Source organism: Streptomyces sp. NPDC005799, assembly GCF_040630525.1.
Lineage (GTDB): Bacteria > Actinomycetota > Actinomycetes > Streptomycetales > Streptomycetaceae > Streptomyces > Streptomyces griseorubiginosus_B.
Window position 1 is genome coordinate 1 of the sequence record NZ_JBEXXQ010000097.1, and the last position, 16,146, is coordinate 16,146.

Here is a 16,146-nt window from a genome sequence, read left to right on the forward strand (position 1 = left end):
CTATCAGCAGGTCGTTCGAGAGGACGGGGACGAGATCCCCGACGTCCTCCGCCCGTCCTGGACGGATCTGGGGGACGAGGGCCCGACCCGGTCGCCGCGCGTGTGGCCGCCACCGTCCGCCTGCACGCGCGCGTGGCGGCCGCCGCGCACGCGGCCGTCGTCGCCGCGGGCGCCCTGGCCCGCCCGCCGCAGGCCGGCCGTCACCTCTACGCCGACCTCGGACCGCTGCGTGCCGCGCTCGCCGGACACGGCGTCGGCGACGCACAGGAACTGGAGGAGTTCCTCGCCGCCCGCCTCGGCATGCCCGCGCCCGGCGGCCACCGCTTCGGCGACGAACTCGGCGCCCTGCGCGTGCGTCTGTCCACCGGCCCGCTGCTGGGCGTGAGCGACGAGGAGCGCGCGGAATGTCTCACCGCACCCTCGCCGTTGGAACTGCCACACGTGCAACGCGCGTTGAACCAAGTGAAGTCGGTCTTCGACGACCTCCGCGACGACGCTCGGCGATGGGAGCCTCCTCGATGACGCAGCAGTCCGAGTCGACCACCACCACAACCTCCCGGGAAGCCGACGAGCCGCCGTCCACCGCCGGGTTCGCGCCCCCGTTCCCCCCGCTCGCCGAGCCGCGCCCGCTCAGCGAGCGCCGGGTGTGGCCCCGGACCTTCCACGACCGTCTCACCGCCCCGCTGCCCGGCCTGAAGGCCATGGCCCGCTTCGCCCGCGAGGGCTCCGTGCGCCCCGGCCGCGAGGGCCTCGCCGACATCCCCCGGCTCCCCTTCGCACCCGCCCCGCTGCCCCGCGTCGACGCCCGCACGGTCGCCGTCTCCTGGGCCGGGCACGCCAGTTGGATCCTCCAGATCGGCGGTCTGACCGTCCTCACCGACCCGGTCTGGTCCCGCCGCATCCTCGGCACCCCGGCCCGCATCACCCCGGTCGGCGTGCCCTGGGAGTCCCTCCCGCGCGTGGACGCGGTCGTCATCAGCCACAACCACTACGACCACCTGGACGCCCCCACCCTGCGCCGACTCCCGCGCGACACACCGGTGTTCGTCCCGGCGGGCCTCGCCCGCTGGTTCCACCGCCGCCGGTTCACGGCCGTCACCGAGCTGGACTGGTGGGAGGCGGCCGAACTGAACGGCGTCCGCTTCGACTTCGTCCCCGCCCACCACTGGTCCAAGCGCACCCTCACCGACACCTGCCACAGCCTCTGGGGTGGCTGGGTCCTCACCGACCCCGACGGCAGGCGCGTCCACTTCGCCGGAGACACGGGGTACGGCCACTGGTTCGACCGGATCGGCCGCCGCTACCCCGGTATCGACCTCGCCTTGCTGCCGATCGGCGCGTACGACCCCCGCTGGTGGCTGAGCGACGTCCACTGCGACCCGGAGGAGGCGGTACGGGCCGCCCAGGACCTCGGCGCGCGCCGGATGGCGCCGATGCACTGGGGCACGTTCGTCCTGTCGGCGGAGCCGGTGATGGAACCGCTCACCCGGGTGCGCACCGCCTGGGAGAAGGCGGGCCTGGAGCGGGAAAACCTGTGGGACCTGCCGGTGGGAGGCTCCCGGGTACTGGACTGAGCGGGTGGGATGAAGTCCGCTGCGGTTCGGCAGCGCCCCGAAGGGGCGCGGGGCCGCGGTCGTTGTGCGGCTCCGCCGCGCGGGCGCGACCAGCCATGACGGCGCCGCAGCAGAACCACGGCACCTCGCGGCACCTGCGGCGGAGCGCTCAGGCGGTGGTCGTCCGGCGGATCTTCCGCCAGAGGGCGGGGGCCGCGCTGACCAGGACGGTCAGCGCGACCGCCGCCACCACGCCCTCCCAGGGCTCCGGGAACAGCGACCCGCCCAGGATCCCGATCACCTGGTAGGTGGCCGCCCACGCGAGGCACGCCGGAAGGTTGCCCCGCGCGAACCGGCGCAGCGGCCACTTCGCCAGCAGACAGGCCAGCATCACCGGAATCCGCCCGGCCGGCACCAGCCGGGACAGCACCAGTACCGCGATCCCGTGCTCGGCCAGCTTCGACTGCGCCTGCGCCAGCCGCTCCTCCGGCGCCCGCGACCGTATCGCCTCCAGCCACCGCGAGCCGTTCCTCGACTTCAGCCCGCGCCGCCCCAGCCAGTACAGCGCCGCGTCCCCGAGGAACGCCGCCACCGACGACGTCACGAACACCAGCAACATCGAGAAGGGCGCGGTCTGGTGAAAGGCCACCACCGCGGCCGTACTGACCAGCGCCCCCGTCGGAATCACCGGGACCAGCGCCCCGAACAGCACCAGCAGGAACAGCGACGGGTATCCGAGCGCCTGCTGGGTCGACTCGGTCGGCACGGTCGTCGCGGTGACGGCCAGCTGTATCACCGCGCGACCTCCAGCCGCACACTCTCCCCGTGCCCGAGCCGGTGCACCGCCACGGACGGCGCGTACTCGGCGGCCAGGCGCACGAACTCCTCGCCCGGCGCATGGAACTCATGGGGGCGCACGGCGTCCATGCCGATCGGCCAGTACGTGCCGTAGTGCACCGGCACCGCGCTGCGCGCGCCCAGCCGGGCCAGCGCCCGCGCCGCCCGCCCCGCGTCCAGGTGCCCCTCCCCGAGGTACGGCCCCCAGCCGCCGACCGGCAGCAACGCCACGTCGACGGGCCCGACCTCCTTCGCCATGGTGTCGAACAGCCCGGTGTCACCGGCGAAGTACGTGCGCCCCTCGCCCTCGACGACGTACCCGAGAGCGGGGGAGCGGTGCGGCCCGACCGGCAGCCGCCGCCCGTCGTGCAGCGCGGGAACGGCCCGTACGACCAGGTCACCGACCCGTGTGAGGTCCCCGGCGCCCACCTCGGTCACCGTGAGATGCGTGAGCCGGCGCAGACCCGGGACGGCCCGGGGCGCACCCCGGGGCACCAGCAGGCGCGTGCCCGGCGCGAGCCGCTGGAGCGAGGGAACATGCAGGTGATCGGCGTGCAGATGGGAGACCAGGGCGACGTCCGCCTGCCAGGCGCCGGGCGGCGGGACGGCACCCCGGCGACGGCGCAGATGGGCGAGGCGGCGGGCGAACAGGGGATCGGTGAGCACCCGGACGTCCGAGTCCCGGAGCGTGCAGGTGGCGTGACCCCACCAGGTGATCTCCACCGGCACCTCTTTGCCTCCTTCGCGCGACTCCCCGAAGCCTACGGGCTGGAGTAGGGTCGGCGGCGAAACCCGGAGGTGAGGGGGACGCCATGGGCCCGGTAGGCGTGCGTGTGACGGCGATCGCGAGTCTGACGCCGCTCGAGGAGCTGGACGCCGATCCCTTCCTGGTGGACTCCCGCAGCCAGCACGCGATGTGCGCGCGCTGGGCGGCGGAGCACGGGTACACCATCGCCCGTGAGCTGTTGGTCCGGGGGGTGCGGGCCGACCACTGCGTCCTGTGGGACGGGGTCCGGCCCGGCGTGGACCTGTTCGTGGCCCCCAGCCGCCGGGTCCTGGAGAGCGCGCTGTCGTCGGTCGAGGAGTTCACCGCCGAGTGCGCCCGGCGCGGGGTGCGGGTGGAGACGGTGGGCAGCGCCGAACCGCGCTACGACGCCCAGATGAAGGCCCGGGTGCACCGCCGGCTGTCGATGCCGACGGCCGGCTACGACGGCCGGTAGGAACCGGCCCGGGCAGCTCGTATGACAGGCTTGGTCCGGGCCCGCGGGGACGGCGGGCCGGGACGTGAGGTGGACCGGGCGTGCGTGGTGTGCGGTGGCGGCGGGTCGTCAGCCAGCTGGGGCGGAGCGTCGTGGTGTGGGCGGTCTCCACGGTCACCATGCTCGTGCTCGCCGGCATCCTGCCCGACTTCCGGCTCCAGTCCCCGGACGGCGAGAGCGCCACGCACATCGCCGTGACCGCCGCTTTCGGCGCCGGCGCCTTCGGCGTGCTCTCGGCCCTGGTGTGGCCGCTGCTCGTGCGCGCCCTGCTGCTCGTGCCGGCGCTGGTGCTCGGCCTGCTGGTCTTCGTCCTGAACGGCTCCCTGCTGCTGGTCGCCCTGCGGCTGAACCCGTCCTCCAGCGCCGAGGCCGCCCCCGAGACGGCCGTGGTCGTCGCCGCGGTGATGTCCGCCGTCGCCTCCGCCACCGGCGGTGCCCTGGCGGTGCGCGACGACGACGCCTACCGCCGCCGCCTCTACCGTCTCGCCGACCGCCGCCGTGTGCCCGGCCCGCCCGGTCCGGCCACCCCGGGGACCGTCTTCCTGCAACTGGACGGTGTCGGCCACGACGTCCTCGTGGCCGCCGTCGGCAAGGGCCTGATGCCCACCGTCGCCCGGTGGCTGGAGGGCACCCACCGGCTCACCCCCTGGCGCACCGACTGGTCCAGCCAGACCGGCGCCAGCCAGCTCGGCATCCTGCACGGCACCAACCACGACGTGCCCGCGTTCCGCTGGTACGACAAGGACCGCCGCGAGGTCATGGTCTGCAACCGCCCGACCAGCGCGGCCGAACTCCAGCGAAGAGCCGTCGAGTTCACCGGCGACGGCGGGCTGCTCACCGTCGACGGCGCGAGCCGCGGCAACCTCTTCGGCGGCGGCGCCGACGAACAGGCCCTCGTGCTGTCCATAGCCACCCGCCGCCGCGGCCGGGAAAACCGCTCCCGGGCCGGCTACTTCGCCTACTTCTCCGACCCGGCCAACGCGGTGCGGACCGTCATGTCCTTCGTCGCCGAGGTCGGCCGCGAGATCGGCGAGTCGACCAGGGCCCGGATGCGCAAGCAGCGGCCCCGCGTCTCCCGGGGCGGCCTGTATCCTCTCGTCCGCGCCTTCGCGACCGTCGTCGAACGGGACGTCGTGGTCGCCGCCGTGATGGGCGACGTGCTCGCCGGCCGCACCGCCGTCTACGCCGACCTGGTCGCCTACGACGAGGTCGCGCACCACTCCGGGCCGATGAGCCGCGACGCCGAGAAGGTCCTCCAGCGCCTCGACCGGGCGCTGGCGCTGATCGCGAACGTCGCCGAGCATGCCCCGCGGCCGTACCGCATCGTCGTGCTGTCGGACCACGGGCAGAGCCCCGGCGAGACCTTCCGCGCCCGCTACGGCCTCGGTCTCGGCGAGCTGGTGCGGGCCGGCTGCGGGCTGCCGGTGCCGCGTAAGGCGCAGCGCACCCACAGCGGCGCCGAGGCGCGGGCGGCGGTGCGAGCGGCGCTGCGGCGGCCCGTGGAGGAGCGCGGCGAGCAGTACGGCCCGTCCCGCCACTCCGAGCCGCTGGTGCTGGCCTCCGGCAACCTCGGCCTGGTCTCCTTCCCCGACGTGCCGCACCGGATGACCAAGGAGGAGATCGACGCCCGCCACCCCGCCCTGCTGACGACCCTCGCCAACCATCCCGGCATCGGCTTCCTGCTCGTCCGCAGCGCCGAGCACGGCGGGCTCGTGCTCGGCGCCCACGGCGCCCAGATCCCGCTCGCGCGACTCGACGACGATCCGGGGCCGCTCGAGGCCTACGGGCCCGGAGCGGCGGACGCCGTGCGGCGCACGCACTCCTTCCCGCACACCGCCGACATCATGGTCAACTCCTTCCACGACCCGGCGGACGGCGAGGTCCTCGCCTTCGAGGAGCAGATCGGCTCCCACGGCGGCCTCGGCGGCGCCCAGGCCAGGCCCTTCCTGCTCTCCCCGCTCGCCTTCTCCGAGCCGGTCGGGGAGGGCGCCGAACTCGTCGGCGCCGAGCAGGTCCACCGGGTGCTGCGGCGGTGGCTGTGGGAGCTGAACGGGCCGCAGGTGCCGCTGACGGGTGAGGACGAGCGGGAGCGGGCCGCCTGAAAATCAGCTGCGCGGGCGGAGCCGTACGCACAGACTGTTCGGGTCGCACATCGCCCGAACATCCCGAAGGAACCCCGCCCTTGCAGGCTGCCGTCACCGTCACTCCCGCCCGTGTCCCCGAGCTGCTGCTGGGCCTGGCCACCGTCCGTCCCGTGTTCCTCTGGGGCGCGCCCGGCATCGGAAAGTCGTCCCTGGTGCGGGAGTTCGCCGAGTCGCTGGGGCTGGAGTGCGTGAGCCTGCTCGGCACGCAGCTCGCGCCGGAGGACCTGATCGGCGTTCCGCAGATCCGCGACGGCCGCTCGGTGTTCTGCCCGCCGGAGGCGATCGCCCGCGACGAGCCGTACTGCCTGTTCCTGGACGAGCTCAACGCGGCCACGCCCGACGTCCAGAAGGCGTTCTACTCCCTCATTCTCGACCGCCGCATCGGCACCTACGAGCTTCCCAAGGGGTCGATCGTCATCGGCGCCGGCAACCGCGCCACGGACAACGCGCTCGCCCGTCCCATCGCCTCCGCCCTCGTCAACCGCCTCACCCACGTCCATCTGGAGGCGTCCGCGAAGGACTGGCTGACCTGGGCCGCGAACAACGACATCCACCCCTGGGTCCTGGACCACCTCACCGACCGCCCCGACCACCTGTGGTCCAAGCCGCCCAAGACCGAGGAGCCGTTCTCCACGCCCCGGTCCTGGCACATGCTCTCCGACGCCCTGCACTCCTTCGGCCAGGGCGTCGACGAGGGGACGCTGAAGGTGCTGGCGCACGGCACGCTGACGCCCGCGCACGCCACCGCCTTCTGCGGTTACGTCAAGATCGTGCGCAGCCGGTTCGGCATCGAGGCGATCATCAAGGGCGACGCCCGCTGGCCGAACCGCCTCGAGGACCGCGACCTGCTCTACTACCTCGCCGAGTCCTTCCGCGGCCGGCTGATCAAGGAACTCCCGGTCAGCAAGGAGCACATGTCGGCGAACGGCCGGCAGACCGCGTACCGCGCCAAGTCGCTGCTCGTGCAGCTCGCCGAGATCTCCGTCGAGGTCGCGCAGACCGTCATCGCCTCCGACGCCGACGGCAACCCCGTGCTGCCCTCGTGGTTCCTCATCGAGGCGGCCCGGGACATGCCGCGGCTGGTGGAGGCGCGGCGGTGAGCCGTCCCCGCGCGAAGGGGCCGAAGAAGCGGGACCTCGCGGCCGAGGCGTTCGCCGAGGGACTGCGGCTGGTGAAGGCCAACCCGGCGCTCGCGGCAGTGGAGTTCGACGTCTGCCGGGACGAGGAGTGCAAGCTCGCGCCCCGTGACGGCCTTGTGGTCGTCGACTCCGACGCCGACCTGCACGTCCACCCCTTCCGGCTCGCCGAACCGGCCGCCTGGGCCTGGGCGCTCGCGCACGCCGTGCTGCACCTCGGCTTCGGGCACGTCCCGGCGGCGAAGGGCGAGCGCGTCCAGCCGGACCGGTTCGAACTCGCCGCCCGCTGCGTCGTCGTCAACCGGTTCCTGCTGAACTTCACCATCGGCACCGCTCCGGAGGAACTCCCCGGCTCCTATCCGGACGGCGACGAGGACCAACTCGCCGCGCGCTGGCGGCGGGACGGGCTCCCGGCCGCGTACGAGCGGTGCGGCACGGCGGGCGACGAGCCCGACCAGCTGCTCCTGACCTGGCACGGGTGGAACGGCGGGCCCCCGGACCACCAGCTGGCGTTCGCCGCCGCCCTGACCCGGACCGTGTCCGCGGCGATGGACATGGCCGGCGGCCGCCGCGACTCGCTCAGCGGCGAACTCGCCCCGCAGCGGCCGTGGCAGAAGGCGCTGAGCTGGTTCATCTCCTCCTACCCCCTGCTCGGCGGGATCGCGGCCGGCATCAGGCTGGTCGCCGACGCCGAACTCGCCCGCGCCCACGGCATTTCCGTGGCCGCGGTGAACGCGGAGGCCGGCGAGGTCTACATCAATCCGCTGCGGACCTTCGACGACGAGGAGTGGCGGTTCATCCTGGCGCACGAGATGCTGCACGCCGCCCTGCGCCACGGCGACCGCTGCGGCACCCGCGACCCCTACCTCTTCAACGTCGCCTGCGACTACGTCATCAACGACTGGCTGCGGGAGATGCAGATCGGCACCATGCCGGAGGGACTGCTGTACGACCCCGCGCTGACCGGCCTGTCCGCGGAGGAGGTCTACGACCGTCTCGCCGGCGACCTGCGCCGGATGCGCCGCCTGGCCACTCTGCGCGGCAGGGGCCTCGGCGACGTCCTCGGCGCCCCGCTCGGCCCGCCCGGCGACTACGTGGACCTGGACGGGTTCTACCGCCGGGGCCTCGCCCAGGGCCTGGACCTGCACCAGCGGCAGGAGCGCGGGTTCCTGCCCGGCGGCCTGGTCGAGGAGATCCGCGCGCTCAGCCACCCGCCGCTGCCCTGGGACGCGCAACTCGCCCGCTGGTTCGACGAGTTCGTGCCGAGCCCGCAGCCCGTGCGGTCGTACGCGCGTCCCTCCCGCCGCCAGTCCTCGACCCCGGACATCCCGCGCGCGGGGCGCTATCACCCTCCCGAGGAGATCGCCCGCTGCACCTTCGGTGTCGTGCTGGACACCTCCGGGTCCATGGACCGCACCCTGCTCGGCAAGGCGCTGGGGGCGATCGCCTCGTACGCCGGGGCCCGGGACGTGCCCGCCGCCCGTGTGGTCTTCTGCGACACGGCCCCGCACGACGCGGGCTTCCTGCCGGTCACCGAGATCGCCGGGCGGGTACGGGTCCACGGCCGGGGCGGCACGGTTCTGCAGCCCGGGATCGACCTGCTGCTGCGCGCCGACGACTTCCCGCCCACCGCGCCCGTCCTCGTGATCACCGACGGCTGGTGCGACGTGCTGCGGGTGCGCCGGGAGCACGCCTATCTGATCCCGCAGGGCGCACGGCTGCCGTTCACCGCCCGAGGGCCCGTCTTCCGGGTGCGATGAGCCGGAATGTGATCGGATGGGGTCGCAAGGAACACCAGGAAGTGGGAAGGATTCACCGTGGCAACCACGCGCTCCGCACACACCGTCTGGGAAGGCAGCCTGATCGAGGGCAACGGGGTCGTCAACTTCGACTCCTCCGGTGCCATCGAGGCGCAGCCGGTCACGTGGGCCTCGCGCTCCCAGGACGCGAACGGCAAGACCAGCCCCGAGGAGCTGATCGCCGCCGCGCACTCCAGCTGCTTCTCCATGGCGCTGTCGCACGCCCTGAACGGCGCCGGCACCCCGCCCACCAAGCTCGTCACCTCCGCCGACGTCAGCTTCCAGCCGGGTGAGGGCATCACCGGAATCCACCTCACGGTCGAGGGCACGGTCCCCGGCATCGACAACGACGCGTTCGTCGCCGCCGCCGAGGACGCCAAGAAGAACTGCCCGGTCAGCCAGGCGCTGGCCGGCACGACGATCACCCTGTCCGCCAAGCTTTCCTGAACGCCTGCGACACCGGTGCCGCGCCTCGCGCAGAGGCGCGGCACCGCCGTTTTCCGGGGTACCCGGGACCTACGCGGCATTGACAACGGCGCACTCAAGTTTTGTGCTGGAGTCTGAGAAGCGCCCTGGCGGAAGGGGACGGAGATGGCACGTGCGGTCGGGATCGATCTCGGGACCACGAACTCGGTGGTGGCCGTGCTGGAGGGCGGCGAACCCACCGTCGTCGCCAACGCGGAGGGGGCCAGGACCACACCGTCGGTCGTGGCCTTCGCCAAGAACGGGGAGGTACTGGTCGGAGAGGTCGCCAAGCGGCAGGCCGTGACGAACGTGGAGCGGACGGCCCGGTCGGTGAAGCGGCACATGGGCGACGCGCACTGGCGCTTCCCCGAGCAGGGGTCGATCGACGGGACGCGGTACCGGGCGCAGGAGCTGTCTGCGCGGGTGCTGCAGAAGCTCAAGCGGGACGCCGAGTCCTACCTCGGCGAGGACGTCACGGACGCGGTGATCACCGTACCCGCGTACTTCGACGACTCGCAGCGGCAGGCGACCAAGGAGGCCGGGGAGATCGCCGGCCTGAAGGTGCTCAGGATCATCAATGAGCCGACGGCCGCGGCCCTCGCCTACGGCCTCGACCGCGGCGAGGAGCAGACGGTCCTCGTCTTCGACCTCGGCGGCGGCACCTTCGACGTGTCGCTGCTGGAGATCGGCGACGGGGTCATCGAGGTCAAGGCCACCAACGGCGACACGCATCTGGGCGGCGACGACTGGGACCAGCGGATCGTGGAGCACCTGGTCAAGAAGTTCCAGGGGCAGTACGGCATCGACCTCGGCAAGGACAAGATGGCGCTCCAGCGGCTGCGGGAGGGCGCCGAGAAGGCGAAGATCGAGCTGTCCAGCTCGTCCGAGACCACGATCAACCTGCCCTACATCACCGCCTCCGCCGAGGGCCCGCTGCACCTCGACGAGAAGATGACCCGCGCCCAGTTCCAGGAGCTCACCGCCGATCTGCTCGACCGCTGCAAGACCCCCTTCCACCAGGCGGTCAAGGACGCGAACGTGAAGCTGTCGGCGATCGACCACGTCATCCTGGTCGGCGGCTCGACCCGGATGCCGGCCGTCACCGACCTGGTCAAGGAGCTCACCGGCAAGGACCCGCACAAGGGTGTCAACCCGGACGAGGTCGTGGCCGTCGGCGCGGCCCTGCAGGCCGGCGTCATCCGCGGTGACGTGAAGGACGTCCTCCTCCTCGACGTCACCCCGCTGTCCCTCGGCATCGAGACCAAGGGCGGCATCATGACCAAGCTCATCGAACGCAACACGACGATCCCGACCCGGCGTTCGGAGATCTTCACGACGGCCACCGACAACCAGCCGTCCGTCGGCATCCAGGTCTACCAGGGCGAGCGGGAGATCGCCGCGTACAACAAGAAGCTGGGCGTCTTCGACCTCACCGGGCTGCCGCCCGCTCCGCGCGGGGTGCCGCAGATCGAGGTCGCTTTCGACATCGACGCGAACGGGATCATGCACGTCTCGGCGAAGGACCTGGCGACCGGCCGCGAGCAGAAGATGACGGTGACGGGCGGTTCCGCGCTGCCCAAGGACGACATCGACCGCATGATGCGGGAGGCGGAGCAGTACGCCGAGGAGGACCGCAGGCGCCGCGAGGCCGCGGAGACCCGTAACCAGGCGGAGCAACTCGTCTACCAGACCGAGAAGTTCATCCGCGACAACGAGGACCGTGTCCCGGCCGACACCAGGACGGAGGTCCAGGAGGCGACGGCCGAGCTGAAGGGGCTGCTGGAACGCGACGCGGACACGGCCGAACTCCGCGCCGGGGTCGAGAAACTGGCGTCCGTCAGCCAGAAGATGGGCCAGGCGATGTACGCGCAGGCGGAACAGCCGTCGCCCGGCACGGACACCGGCAGCGGCACCGAGCAGCACACCTCGCCGCAGGACGAGGAGGGTGTGGTGGACGCGGAGATCGTCGACGAGGACCGCGACACGAAGGGCGGCGCCGCCTAGGCCGGCATGGTGAAGTCCGCAGCGGTTCGGTAGCGCCCCCGAAGGGGCGCGGGGCTGCGGTCGATGTGCGGCTCCGCCGCGCGGGCGCGACCGGCCACGACGGCGCCGCGGACGACCGACGGCACAGCGCGGCACTTCCAGCGGAGCGCTCAGGCCCCCGTCCTGCGGTGGCTCGGCAGCGTCGCGCACACGGCGTGCAGGACGGACGCGTACGGGGTGCCGAAGCGGGTGAGCCGGGAACGGAGTCGCTCCAGGCCGTCGCGGTGTCCGGTGAGGAGGCCGGTGTCGCCGGTGCGCGCCGTGAACTCCAGCACCGCGGGCAGGAAGTCGGGCGGTTCCTCACCGGTGAGCTCCAGTCCGGCGGCCCGGTAGACGTCCTTGAAAGTGCCGGGAGACGTGCCGCGCCGCCGGGTGCCGCCGTCCTGCCACCGACTGAGGTACAGGCTGTGGTGGTTCCCGGAGTCGAAGACCCGCACGTAGTGCGCGGCCAGTTCCCGCGGCGGTGTGAGGGCCGCGTGGTCGACGAACTCCCTCAGCTGCGGGGCGGCTTCCCGCAGCAGCGGCAGCCGGGCGACGAAGTCCTCGTCCGGGTAGGCGAGGCACAGCGCCGCCGCCTGGTAGAGCACTGCGTCCGAGGGCATCGGGCCTCCTTGGGCAGGTGCGTTGCTCCCTTGCTCGCCCTGTGTCTCGACGCTAGGGGCGGGCAGGGGAACGCACCCGTTCAGGACACCCGTACGGGTCAGTTCTTGCGGGCGACCCCCGCGTACACCGGTACGACCCCCTCGGCCTGCGCCGCCACGTCCTCGGCCTCCGGGCGCCACCCCGTCACCGGGATGACACCGGGGCCCAGCAGCTCCAGACCCTCGAAGAAGCGGTACACCTCGGTGATCGGGCGGGGGTAGAAGGGGGTGCCGCTGCCCTGGAAGGCGGCCGCCGCCTTCGCGATGGCCTCCGGGTTCAGGTCGGGGGTGACCTGCGACAGGATCAGATAGCTGCCGGGGGCGAGGGCCGCGACGTACTTGCCCACCAGGCCGTGGATGTCGTCGCCGTCGGGTTCGTCGCCCAGGTAGTGGGTCAGGGCCACCAGCGACAGCGCGACCGGACGGGTGAGGTCCAGGGTCTCGGCCGCCCGGGCCAGCAGGGTGTCGATCTCCCGTACGTCCGCGTGCACGTAGTCCGTGGAGCCCTCGGCGGAGCCGTGCAGCAGGGCCTGGGCGTGCCGCAGCACGATCGGGTCGTTGTCGGCGTACACCACCCTGGACTCCGCCGCCACGCCCTGCGCCACCTGGTGCAGGTTGGGCTCGGTCGGGATGCCCGTGCCGATGTCCAGGAACTGGCGTATCCCCGCGTCGGCGACCGTGCGGACGGCCCGGTGCATGAACCTTCTGTTGGCCCGGGCCCCGCGTACGGCCGTGCTGTCCAGGGCGAGGATCCTGCGGGCCAGCTCCTCGTCCACCGGGTAGTTGTCCTTGCCGCCCAGCCACCAGTCGTACACCCGCGCCGGGTGCGGGCGGCTGGTGTCGATCCGTGGCGCGGCGTCCGATCCGGTCATGCGGTGTCGTCTCCTCGGGTGCGGAAGGTGGCGTGCGGGACGCGGCGGGGTCAGAAGGTCTCGCGGTACTCCCGCAGGATCTTCTTCGTGCGCTGGGCCGACGCGGCTCGCGCCGCCATGTGGTCGAGGACCTCCAGATGCGCGGAGACCTCGGTGCGCGAGTCCAGGTACAGCGCGCCGGTCAGATACTCGGTGAAGACCATGTCGGGGAGTTCGGGCTCGTCGAAGCGGAACAGCGAGAAGGGCGCGTACGTCCCCGGGTGCGGACCGTCCCGGAACTCCGCTACCTGCAGGGTGACCCGGTCGTGCTCGGCGAACTCCAGCAGCTTGTCCAGCTGTTCACGCATCACCTCGCCGCGGATGCTGACCGGGCGCTTCAGCACCGTCTCGTCCATGATCACCCAGAGGTGCGGCGGGTCCGTGCGTTCCAGGAGCTTCTGCCGGGTCATCCGCAGGGACACATGGCGTTCGACGTTCTCGGCGCCGGTCTGGGCGATCGTTCCTGCTTCCATCACGGCACGCGCGTAGTCCTCGGTCTGCAGCAGCCCGGGCACGAAGTGCGGCTCGTAGGAGCGGATGATCCCGGCGGCGCCCTCCAGGCTGACGTACAGGCTGAACCAGTCCGGCAGCACGTCGTGGAACCGCTGCCACCAGCCCGGCTGGTTGGCCTCCTCGGCGAGCTCGACGAAGGCCGTCATCTCCTCGTCCGGGACGCCGTAGGTCTCCAGCAGCACCTGCACGTACGGGATCTTCAGCGCGACCTCGGCCATCTCCATGCGCCGTACGGTCGCCGGGGCCACCCGCAGGACGCGGGCGGCCTCCTCACGCTTGAGCCCGGCCGCCTCCCGCAGCTCCTGCAGCCGCCGGCCGAGCACCACCTGCCCCACGGTCGGCGCGGGCCGTCTCTCACTCACGCCACGCCTCCCCTACGCGCCGAAGTCTGCGCGAAGCAGTGTGTCATGTTCCGGTGCCGGTCTCACGGGTTCGGAATCAAGAAGGAATCAAGTCACATGTGACTGGAGGTACTTGACCGTCGCCGGGTCGGCCGGGAGGAGGGTCTCCACGGCCAGTTCGGCGACGGTGACGTCCATGGGGGTGTTGAAGGTGGAGATGGAGGAGACGAAGGACAGGGTGCGGCCGTCGTGCTCGATCTGCAGGGGGAGGGCGAAGTAGGGGACGGGGTCGGTCGGTTCACGGTCGGGTTCCGGGTCCGGTACCGGATACGCCACCACCTCCTCGTACAGCCTGCGCAGGGGCTCGGAGCGGTGCAGGGCGATCTGCCGTTCCATCTGGGCGAGCAGATGCCCGCGCCACTGGGGGAGGTTGCGGATGCGGGGCGCGAGCCCCTCGGGGTGCAGGGTCAACCGCATGGCGTTCAGCGGGGGCCGGAGCAGGAACTCCGGGATTCCGTCGAGGAACATCGTCATGCCCCGGTTCGCCGCGACGACGTCGTACACCGAGTCGACCACGAACGCGGGGTAGGGCTCGTAGCACCGGATCAGCCGTTCCAGGCCCTGCCGGAGGGCGTCCAGCGCGGGCGAGTCCAGCGGGGTCTCCGGATAGTGCGGGGCGTAACCGGCCGCCAGCAGCAGGGCGTTGCGCTCCCGCACCGGCACCTCGAGGTGCTCGGCCAGCCTCAGCACCATCTCCTCGCTCGGCCGGGAACGCCCCGTCTCGATGAAGCTGATGTGCCGGGCCGAGGAGTCGGCGCGCAGCGCCAGCTCCAGCTGACTCACCCGCCGCCGCTCCCGCCAGGCCCGCAGCAGCGGGCCCACGCCCCTGTCGGACGGGGTGGCGGAGGAGGCGGCTTTGCCGGTCGCGACGATGGTCATGCATACGACCGTAGTCGAGAAGCGGACGTCTGTACGGGGGGCAGGTGACCGCGACTCCACCGGCGCCCCCTGCGGGCCAGGACCGCCGTGCCGCCGACGACCTCGGGGCCGTGCGGTCCGTCGGCGGCTCCTCGGGCCGTCGTGGGACGGCTGTGGCACGCTGGGAGTCCGTGTCCCACCACCGCGAAGGAGCGAGGTCATGGCCGTCGAACCGCTGTCGCAGGAGGAGATCGAGGACCGGCTCGCCGAGCTGCCGGGCTGGTCGGTCGACGCGGACCGGCTCACCCGCTCCTACCGCCTCGGCACCCACTTCGCCGCGACCGCGATGGTGATCCACATCGCCCAGGTGCAGGACGAGCTGGACCACCACTCCGACCTCACCCTCGGCTACAACACCGTCGCCCTCTCGGTGAACACGCACAGCGTCGGCGGCAAGGTCACCGCACTCGACTTCGAGCTGGCGCGCAGGGTCGAGGAGCTCGCACAGGGACACGGGGCACACTGACCGGTGTGCTGGACTACGACAAGGAAGCCGACGCCTACGACGCCAGCCGTGGCGGCGAAGCGAGGGCCGGGGCCGCCGCCGAGGCCGTCCTGGGTCTCCTCCCGCCCGGCACCCGCAGGCTCCTCGACGTGGCCTGCGGCACCGGGATCGTCACCCGGCGCCTGGCCGCCGCCCGGCCCGCCACCCGGGTGACGGGAGCGGACCTTACCCAGGGCATGGCCCGGATGGCGGCCGGCCGGCTGCCCGGCGCGATCGTCCTGGCCGACAGCCGCGCCCTGCCGTTCCCGAACGCCACCTTCGACGCGGTGACCAGCGTCTGGCTGCTGCACCTCCTCGACGAGCCCGAGGACGTGCGGGCCGTCGTCGCCGAGTGCGCCCGGGTCCTCGAGCCGGGCGGTGTGTACGTCACCACCGTCGACAAGGCCGCCGCCCACGACGTCGGCAGCGACATCGACGCCGTCCTCGCCCCGCGCCCCCGCCGCCCGGCCCGGGACGCCGCGCCGCTCGTTCAGTCGTACGCCGTCGCCCACGGTCTGCGCCCGGCCGGACAGGCCCGTTTCCGGGGCCGGGGCCAGGGCCGCAGTCCCCGGCGCACCGCCGCCGACCTGCGGCGCGGCTGGTTCACCACGCTGCCGCCCGGCGACCCGCTCACCGAGCGGTTCGTCGCGGGCCTCGAAGCCCTGCCCGAGCAGGAACGCCCGCGCCCCGACCCCGAGTTCACCCTGCGTGCCTTCAGGAAACCGACGGCCGGCTTCGGCTGAAGTCCATGGTCCAGTTGGTCACCCAGGTCCGCTGTACGGACGCGGACGGCTGGACGGTCGTCAGGGTGCCCATCGAGTCCGTCGGGCACGCGCAGGGCGAGTTCCTGCGCCTGGGGGCGGACGTCGAGGTGCTGGAACCCTTCGACCTGCGGACACGCCTGGCCCGCACGATCGCCGAACTGGCCGGAATCTACGGCAACGTGACCTGACCCGGTGGCGAAGGCAAAGGCGCGAGGGCCGGGCGCCCCCCCGTGCGGGGGGGGGGCGCCCCGCCCGGGTGCCGAGGTCAGGTGTCGGGG

16 protein-coding genes and 1 pseudogene are annotated in these 16,146 nt (G+C 72.6%); 11 read left to right on the forward strand and 6 right to left on the reverse strand.

The window, feature by feature from the left end:
• Positions 1 to 105 precede the first annotated feature (105 nt).
• Together ABZ453_RS48305 and ABZ453_RS48310 are read left to right on the forward strand one after the other, a co-directional pair.
• Positions 106 to 522 (forward strand): annotated as a pseudogene (locus ABZ453_RS48305) (pyridoxal phosphate-dependent aminotransferase); the annotation flags it as partial.
• Positions 519 to 1,574, forward strand: a complete 1,056-nt coding sequence (locus ABZ453_RS48310; protein ID WP_359026051.1) for an MBL fold metallo-hydrolase — start codon at positions 519 to 521, stop codon at positions 1,572 to 1,574. The pseudogene ABZ453_RS48305 and the gene ABZ453_RS48310, both read left to right, overlap by 4 nt.
• 148 nt (positions 1,575 to 1,722) lie before the next feature.
• Here the strand turns inward: ABZ453_RS48310 and ABZ453_RS48315 are convergent, their stop codons facing one another.
• Together ABZ453_RS48315 and ABZ453_RS48320 are read right to left on the reverse strand one after the other, a co-directional pair.
• A complete protein-coding gene (locus ABZ453_RS48315; RefSeq protein WP_356760755.1) occupies positions 1,723 to 2,349 on the reverse strand; it encodes a VTT domain-containing protein in 627 nt (208 codons plus the stop codon).
• Positions 2,346 to 3,119 carry an MBL fold metallo-hydrolase gene (locus tag ABZ453_RS48320; RefSeq protein ID WP_359026054.1) on the reverse strand — a complete coding sequence of 258 codons (774 nt, stop codon included), beginning with the start codon at positions 3,117 to 3,119 and terminating at the stop codon, positions 2,346 to 2,348. Before ABZ453_RS48320 ends, ABZ453_RS48315 begins: the two co-directional genes overlap by 4 nt.
• 83 nt (positions 3,120 to 3,202) lie before the next feature.
• Here ABZ453_RS48320 and ABZ453_RS48325 point away from each other — a divergent pair, with 83 nt between their 5' ends.
• The 6 genes from ABZ453_RS48325 to dnaK all read left to right on the forward strand — a co-directional run bounded on the left by ABZ453_RS48325 (position 3,203) and on the right by dnaK (position 11,197).
• On the forward strand, positions 3,203 to 3,610 hold the full coding sequence (locus ABZ453_RS48325; RefSeq protein ID WP_133041872.1) for a hypothetical protein: 408 nt from the start codon (positions 3,203 to 3,205) through the stop codon (positions 3,608 to 3,610).
• Positions 3,611 to 3,690: 80 nt separating this feature from the next.
• Entirely contained in the window at positions 3,691 to 5,751 is a 2,061-nt protein-coding gene (locus tag ABZ453_RS48330) for a phage holin family protein (protein ID WP_359026056.1), read from the forward strand.
• A gap of 80 nt (positions 5,752 to 5,831) precedes the next feature.
• Positions 5,832 to 6,893 carry a MoxR family ATPase gene (locus ABZ453_RS48335; RefSeq protein ID WP_359026058.1) on the forward strand — a complete coding sequence of 354 codons (1,062 nt, stop codon included), beginning with the start codon at positions 5,832 to 5,834 and terminating at the stop codon, positions 6,891 to 6,893.
• Complete coding sequence (locus tag ABZ453_RS48340) at positions 6,890 to 8,689, forward strand: hypothetical protein (RefSeq protein ID WP_359026060.1); 1,800 nt, start codon at positions 6,890 to 6,892, stop codon at positions 8,687 to 8,689. The genes ABZ453_RS48335 and ABZ453_RS48340 overlap by 4 nt, the downstream gene beginning before the upstream one ends.
• Before the next feature lie 57 nt (positions 8,690 to 8,746).
• A complete protein-coding gene (locus ABZ453_RS48345) occupies positions 8,747 to 9,175 on the forward strand; it encodes an OsmC family protein (protein WP_208780267.1) in 429 nt (142 codons plus the stop codon).
• A gap of 144 nt (positions 9,176 to 9,319) precedes the next feature.
• On the forward strand, positions 9,320 to 11,197 hold the full coding sequence (gene dnaK / locus ABZ453_RS48350) for a molecular chaperone DnaK (protein ID WP_359026062.1): 1,878 nt from the start codon (positions 9,320 to 9,322) through the stop codon (positions 11,195 to 11,197).
• Positions 11,198 to 11,346: 149 nt separating this feature from the next.
• On the opposite strand, the gene narJ is transcribed toward dnaK, so the two are convergent.
• The 4 genes from narJ to ABZ453_RS48370 all read right to left on the reverse strand — a co-directional run bounded on the left by narJ (position 11,347) and on the right by ABZ453_RS48370 (position 14,581).
• The gene (gene narJ / locus ABZ453_RS48355) at positions 11,347 to 11,838 is read right to left on the reverse strand and encodes a nitrate reductase molybdenum cofactor assembly chaperone (protein WP_359026064.1); all 492 of its coding nucleotides are present in this window, start codon (positions 11,836 to 11,838) and stop codon (positions 11,347 to 11,349) included.
• A gap of 98 nt (positions 11,839 to 11,936) precedes the next feature.
• Complete coding sequence (locus ABZ453_RS48360; protein WP_359026066.1) at positions 11,937 to 12,749, reverse strand: SAM-dependent methyltransferase; 813 nt, start codon at positions 12,747 to 12,749, stop codon at positions 11,937 to 11,939.
• A gap of 50 nt (positions 12,750 to 12,799) precedes the next feature.
• A complete protein-coding gene (locus tag ABZ453_RS48365; RefSeq protein ID WP_359026068.1) occupies positions 12,800 to 13,663 on the reverse strand; it encodes a helix-turn-helix transcriptional regulator in 864 nt (287 codons plus the stop codon).
• Between the two features lie 87 nt (positions 13,664 to 13,750).
• Positions 13,751 to 14,581, reverse strand: coding sequence for a helix-turn-helix transcriptional regulator (locus ABZ453_RS48370; RefSeq protein WP_359026070.1), 831 nt, complete (start codon positions 14,579 to 14,581; stop codon positions 13,751 to 13,753).
• A gap of 199 nt (positions 14,582 to 14,780) precedes the next feature.
• Between ABZ453_RS48370 and ABZ453_RS48375 the strand changes: the two genes are divergently transcribed.
• From ABZ453_RS48375 to ABZ453_RS48385, 3 genes are read left to right on the forward strand one after another with little or no spacing between them, the layout of a single operon-like run.
• Entirely contained in the window at positions 14,781 to 15,086 is a 306-nt protein-coding gene (locus ABZ453_RS48375) for a 4a-hydroxytetrahydrobiopterin dehydratase (RefSeq protein WP_133041882.1), read from the forward strand.
• Positions 15,087 to 15,091: 5 nt separating this feature from the next.
• Entirely contained in the window at positions 15,092 to 15,847 is a 756-nt protein-coding gene (locus tag ABZ453_RS48380) for a class I SAM-dependent methyltransferase (protein WP_359026072.1), read from the forward strand.
• Positions 15,848 to 15,852: 5 nt separating this feature from the next.
• Positions 15,853 to 16,056, forward strand: a complete 204-nt coding sequence (locus ABZ453_RS48385) for a WYL domain-containing protein (protein WP_359026074.1) — start codon at positions 15,853 to 15,855, stop codon at positions 16,054 to 16,056.
• The last annotated feature ends 90 nt before the right edge of the window (positions 16,057 to 16,146 follow it).

Excerpts from the sequence above, each read along its gene's own strand:
- ABZ453_RS48370 (WP_359026070.1), bottom strand. The coding sequence starts at position 14,581 with ATGACCATCGTCGCGACCGGCAAAGCCGCCTCCTCCGCCACCCCGTCC.
- dnaK (WP_359026062.1), top strand. The coding sequence starts at position 9,320 with ATGGCACGTGCGGTCGGGATCGATCTCGGGACCACGAACTCGGTGGTG.
- ABZ453_RS48385 (WP_359026074.1), top strand. The coding sequence starts at position 15,853 with ATGGTCCAGTTGGTCACCCAGGTCCGCTGTACGGACGCGGACGGCTGG.
- ABZ453_RS48325 (WP_133041872.1), top strand. The coding sequence starts at position 3,203 with ATGGGCCCGGTAGGCGTGCGTGTGACGGCGATCGCGAGTCTGACGCCG.
- ABZ453_RS48360 (WP_359026066.1), bottom strand. The coding sequence starts at position 12,749 with ATGACCGGATCGGACGCCGCGCCACGGATCGACACCAGCCGCCCGCAC.
- narJ (WP_359026064.1), bottom strand. The coding sequence starts at position 11,838 with ATGCCCTCGGACGCAGTGCTCTACCAGGCGGCGGCGCTGTGCCTCGCC.
- ABZ453_RS48310 (WP_359026051.1), top strand. The coding sequence starts at position 519 with ATGACGCAGCAGTCCGAGTCGACCACCACCACAACCTCCCGGGAAGCC.
- ABZ453_RS48375 (WP_133041882.1), top strand. The coding sequence starts at position 14,781 with ATGGCCGTCGAACCGCTGTCGCAGGAGGAGATCGAGGACCGGCTCGCC.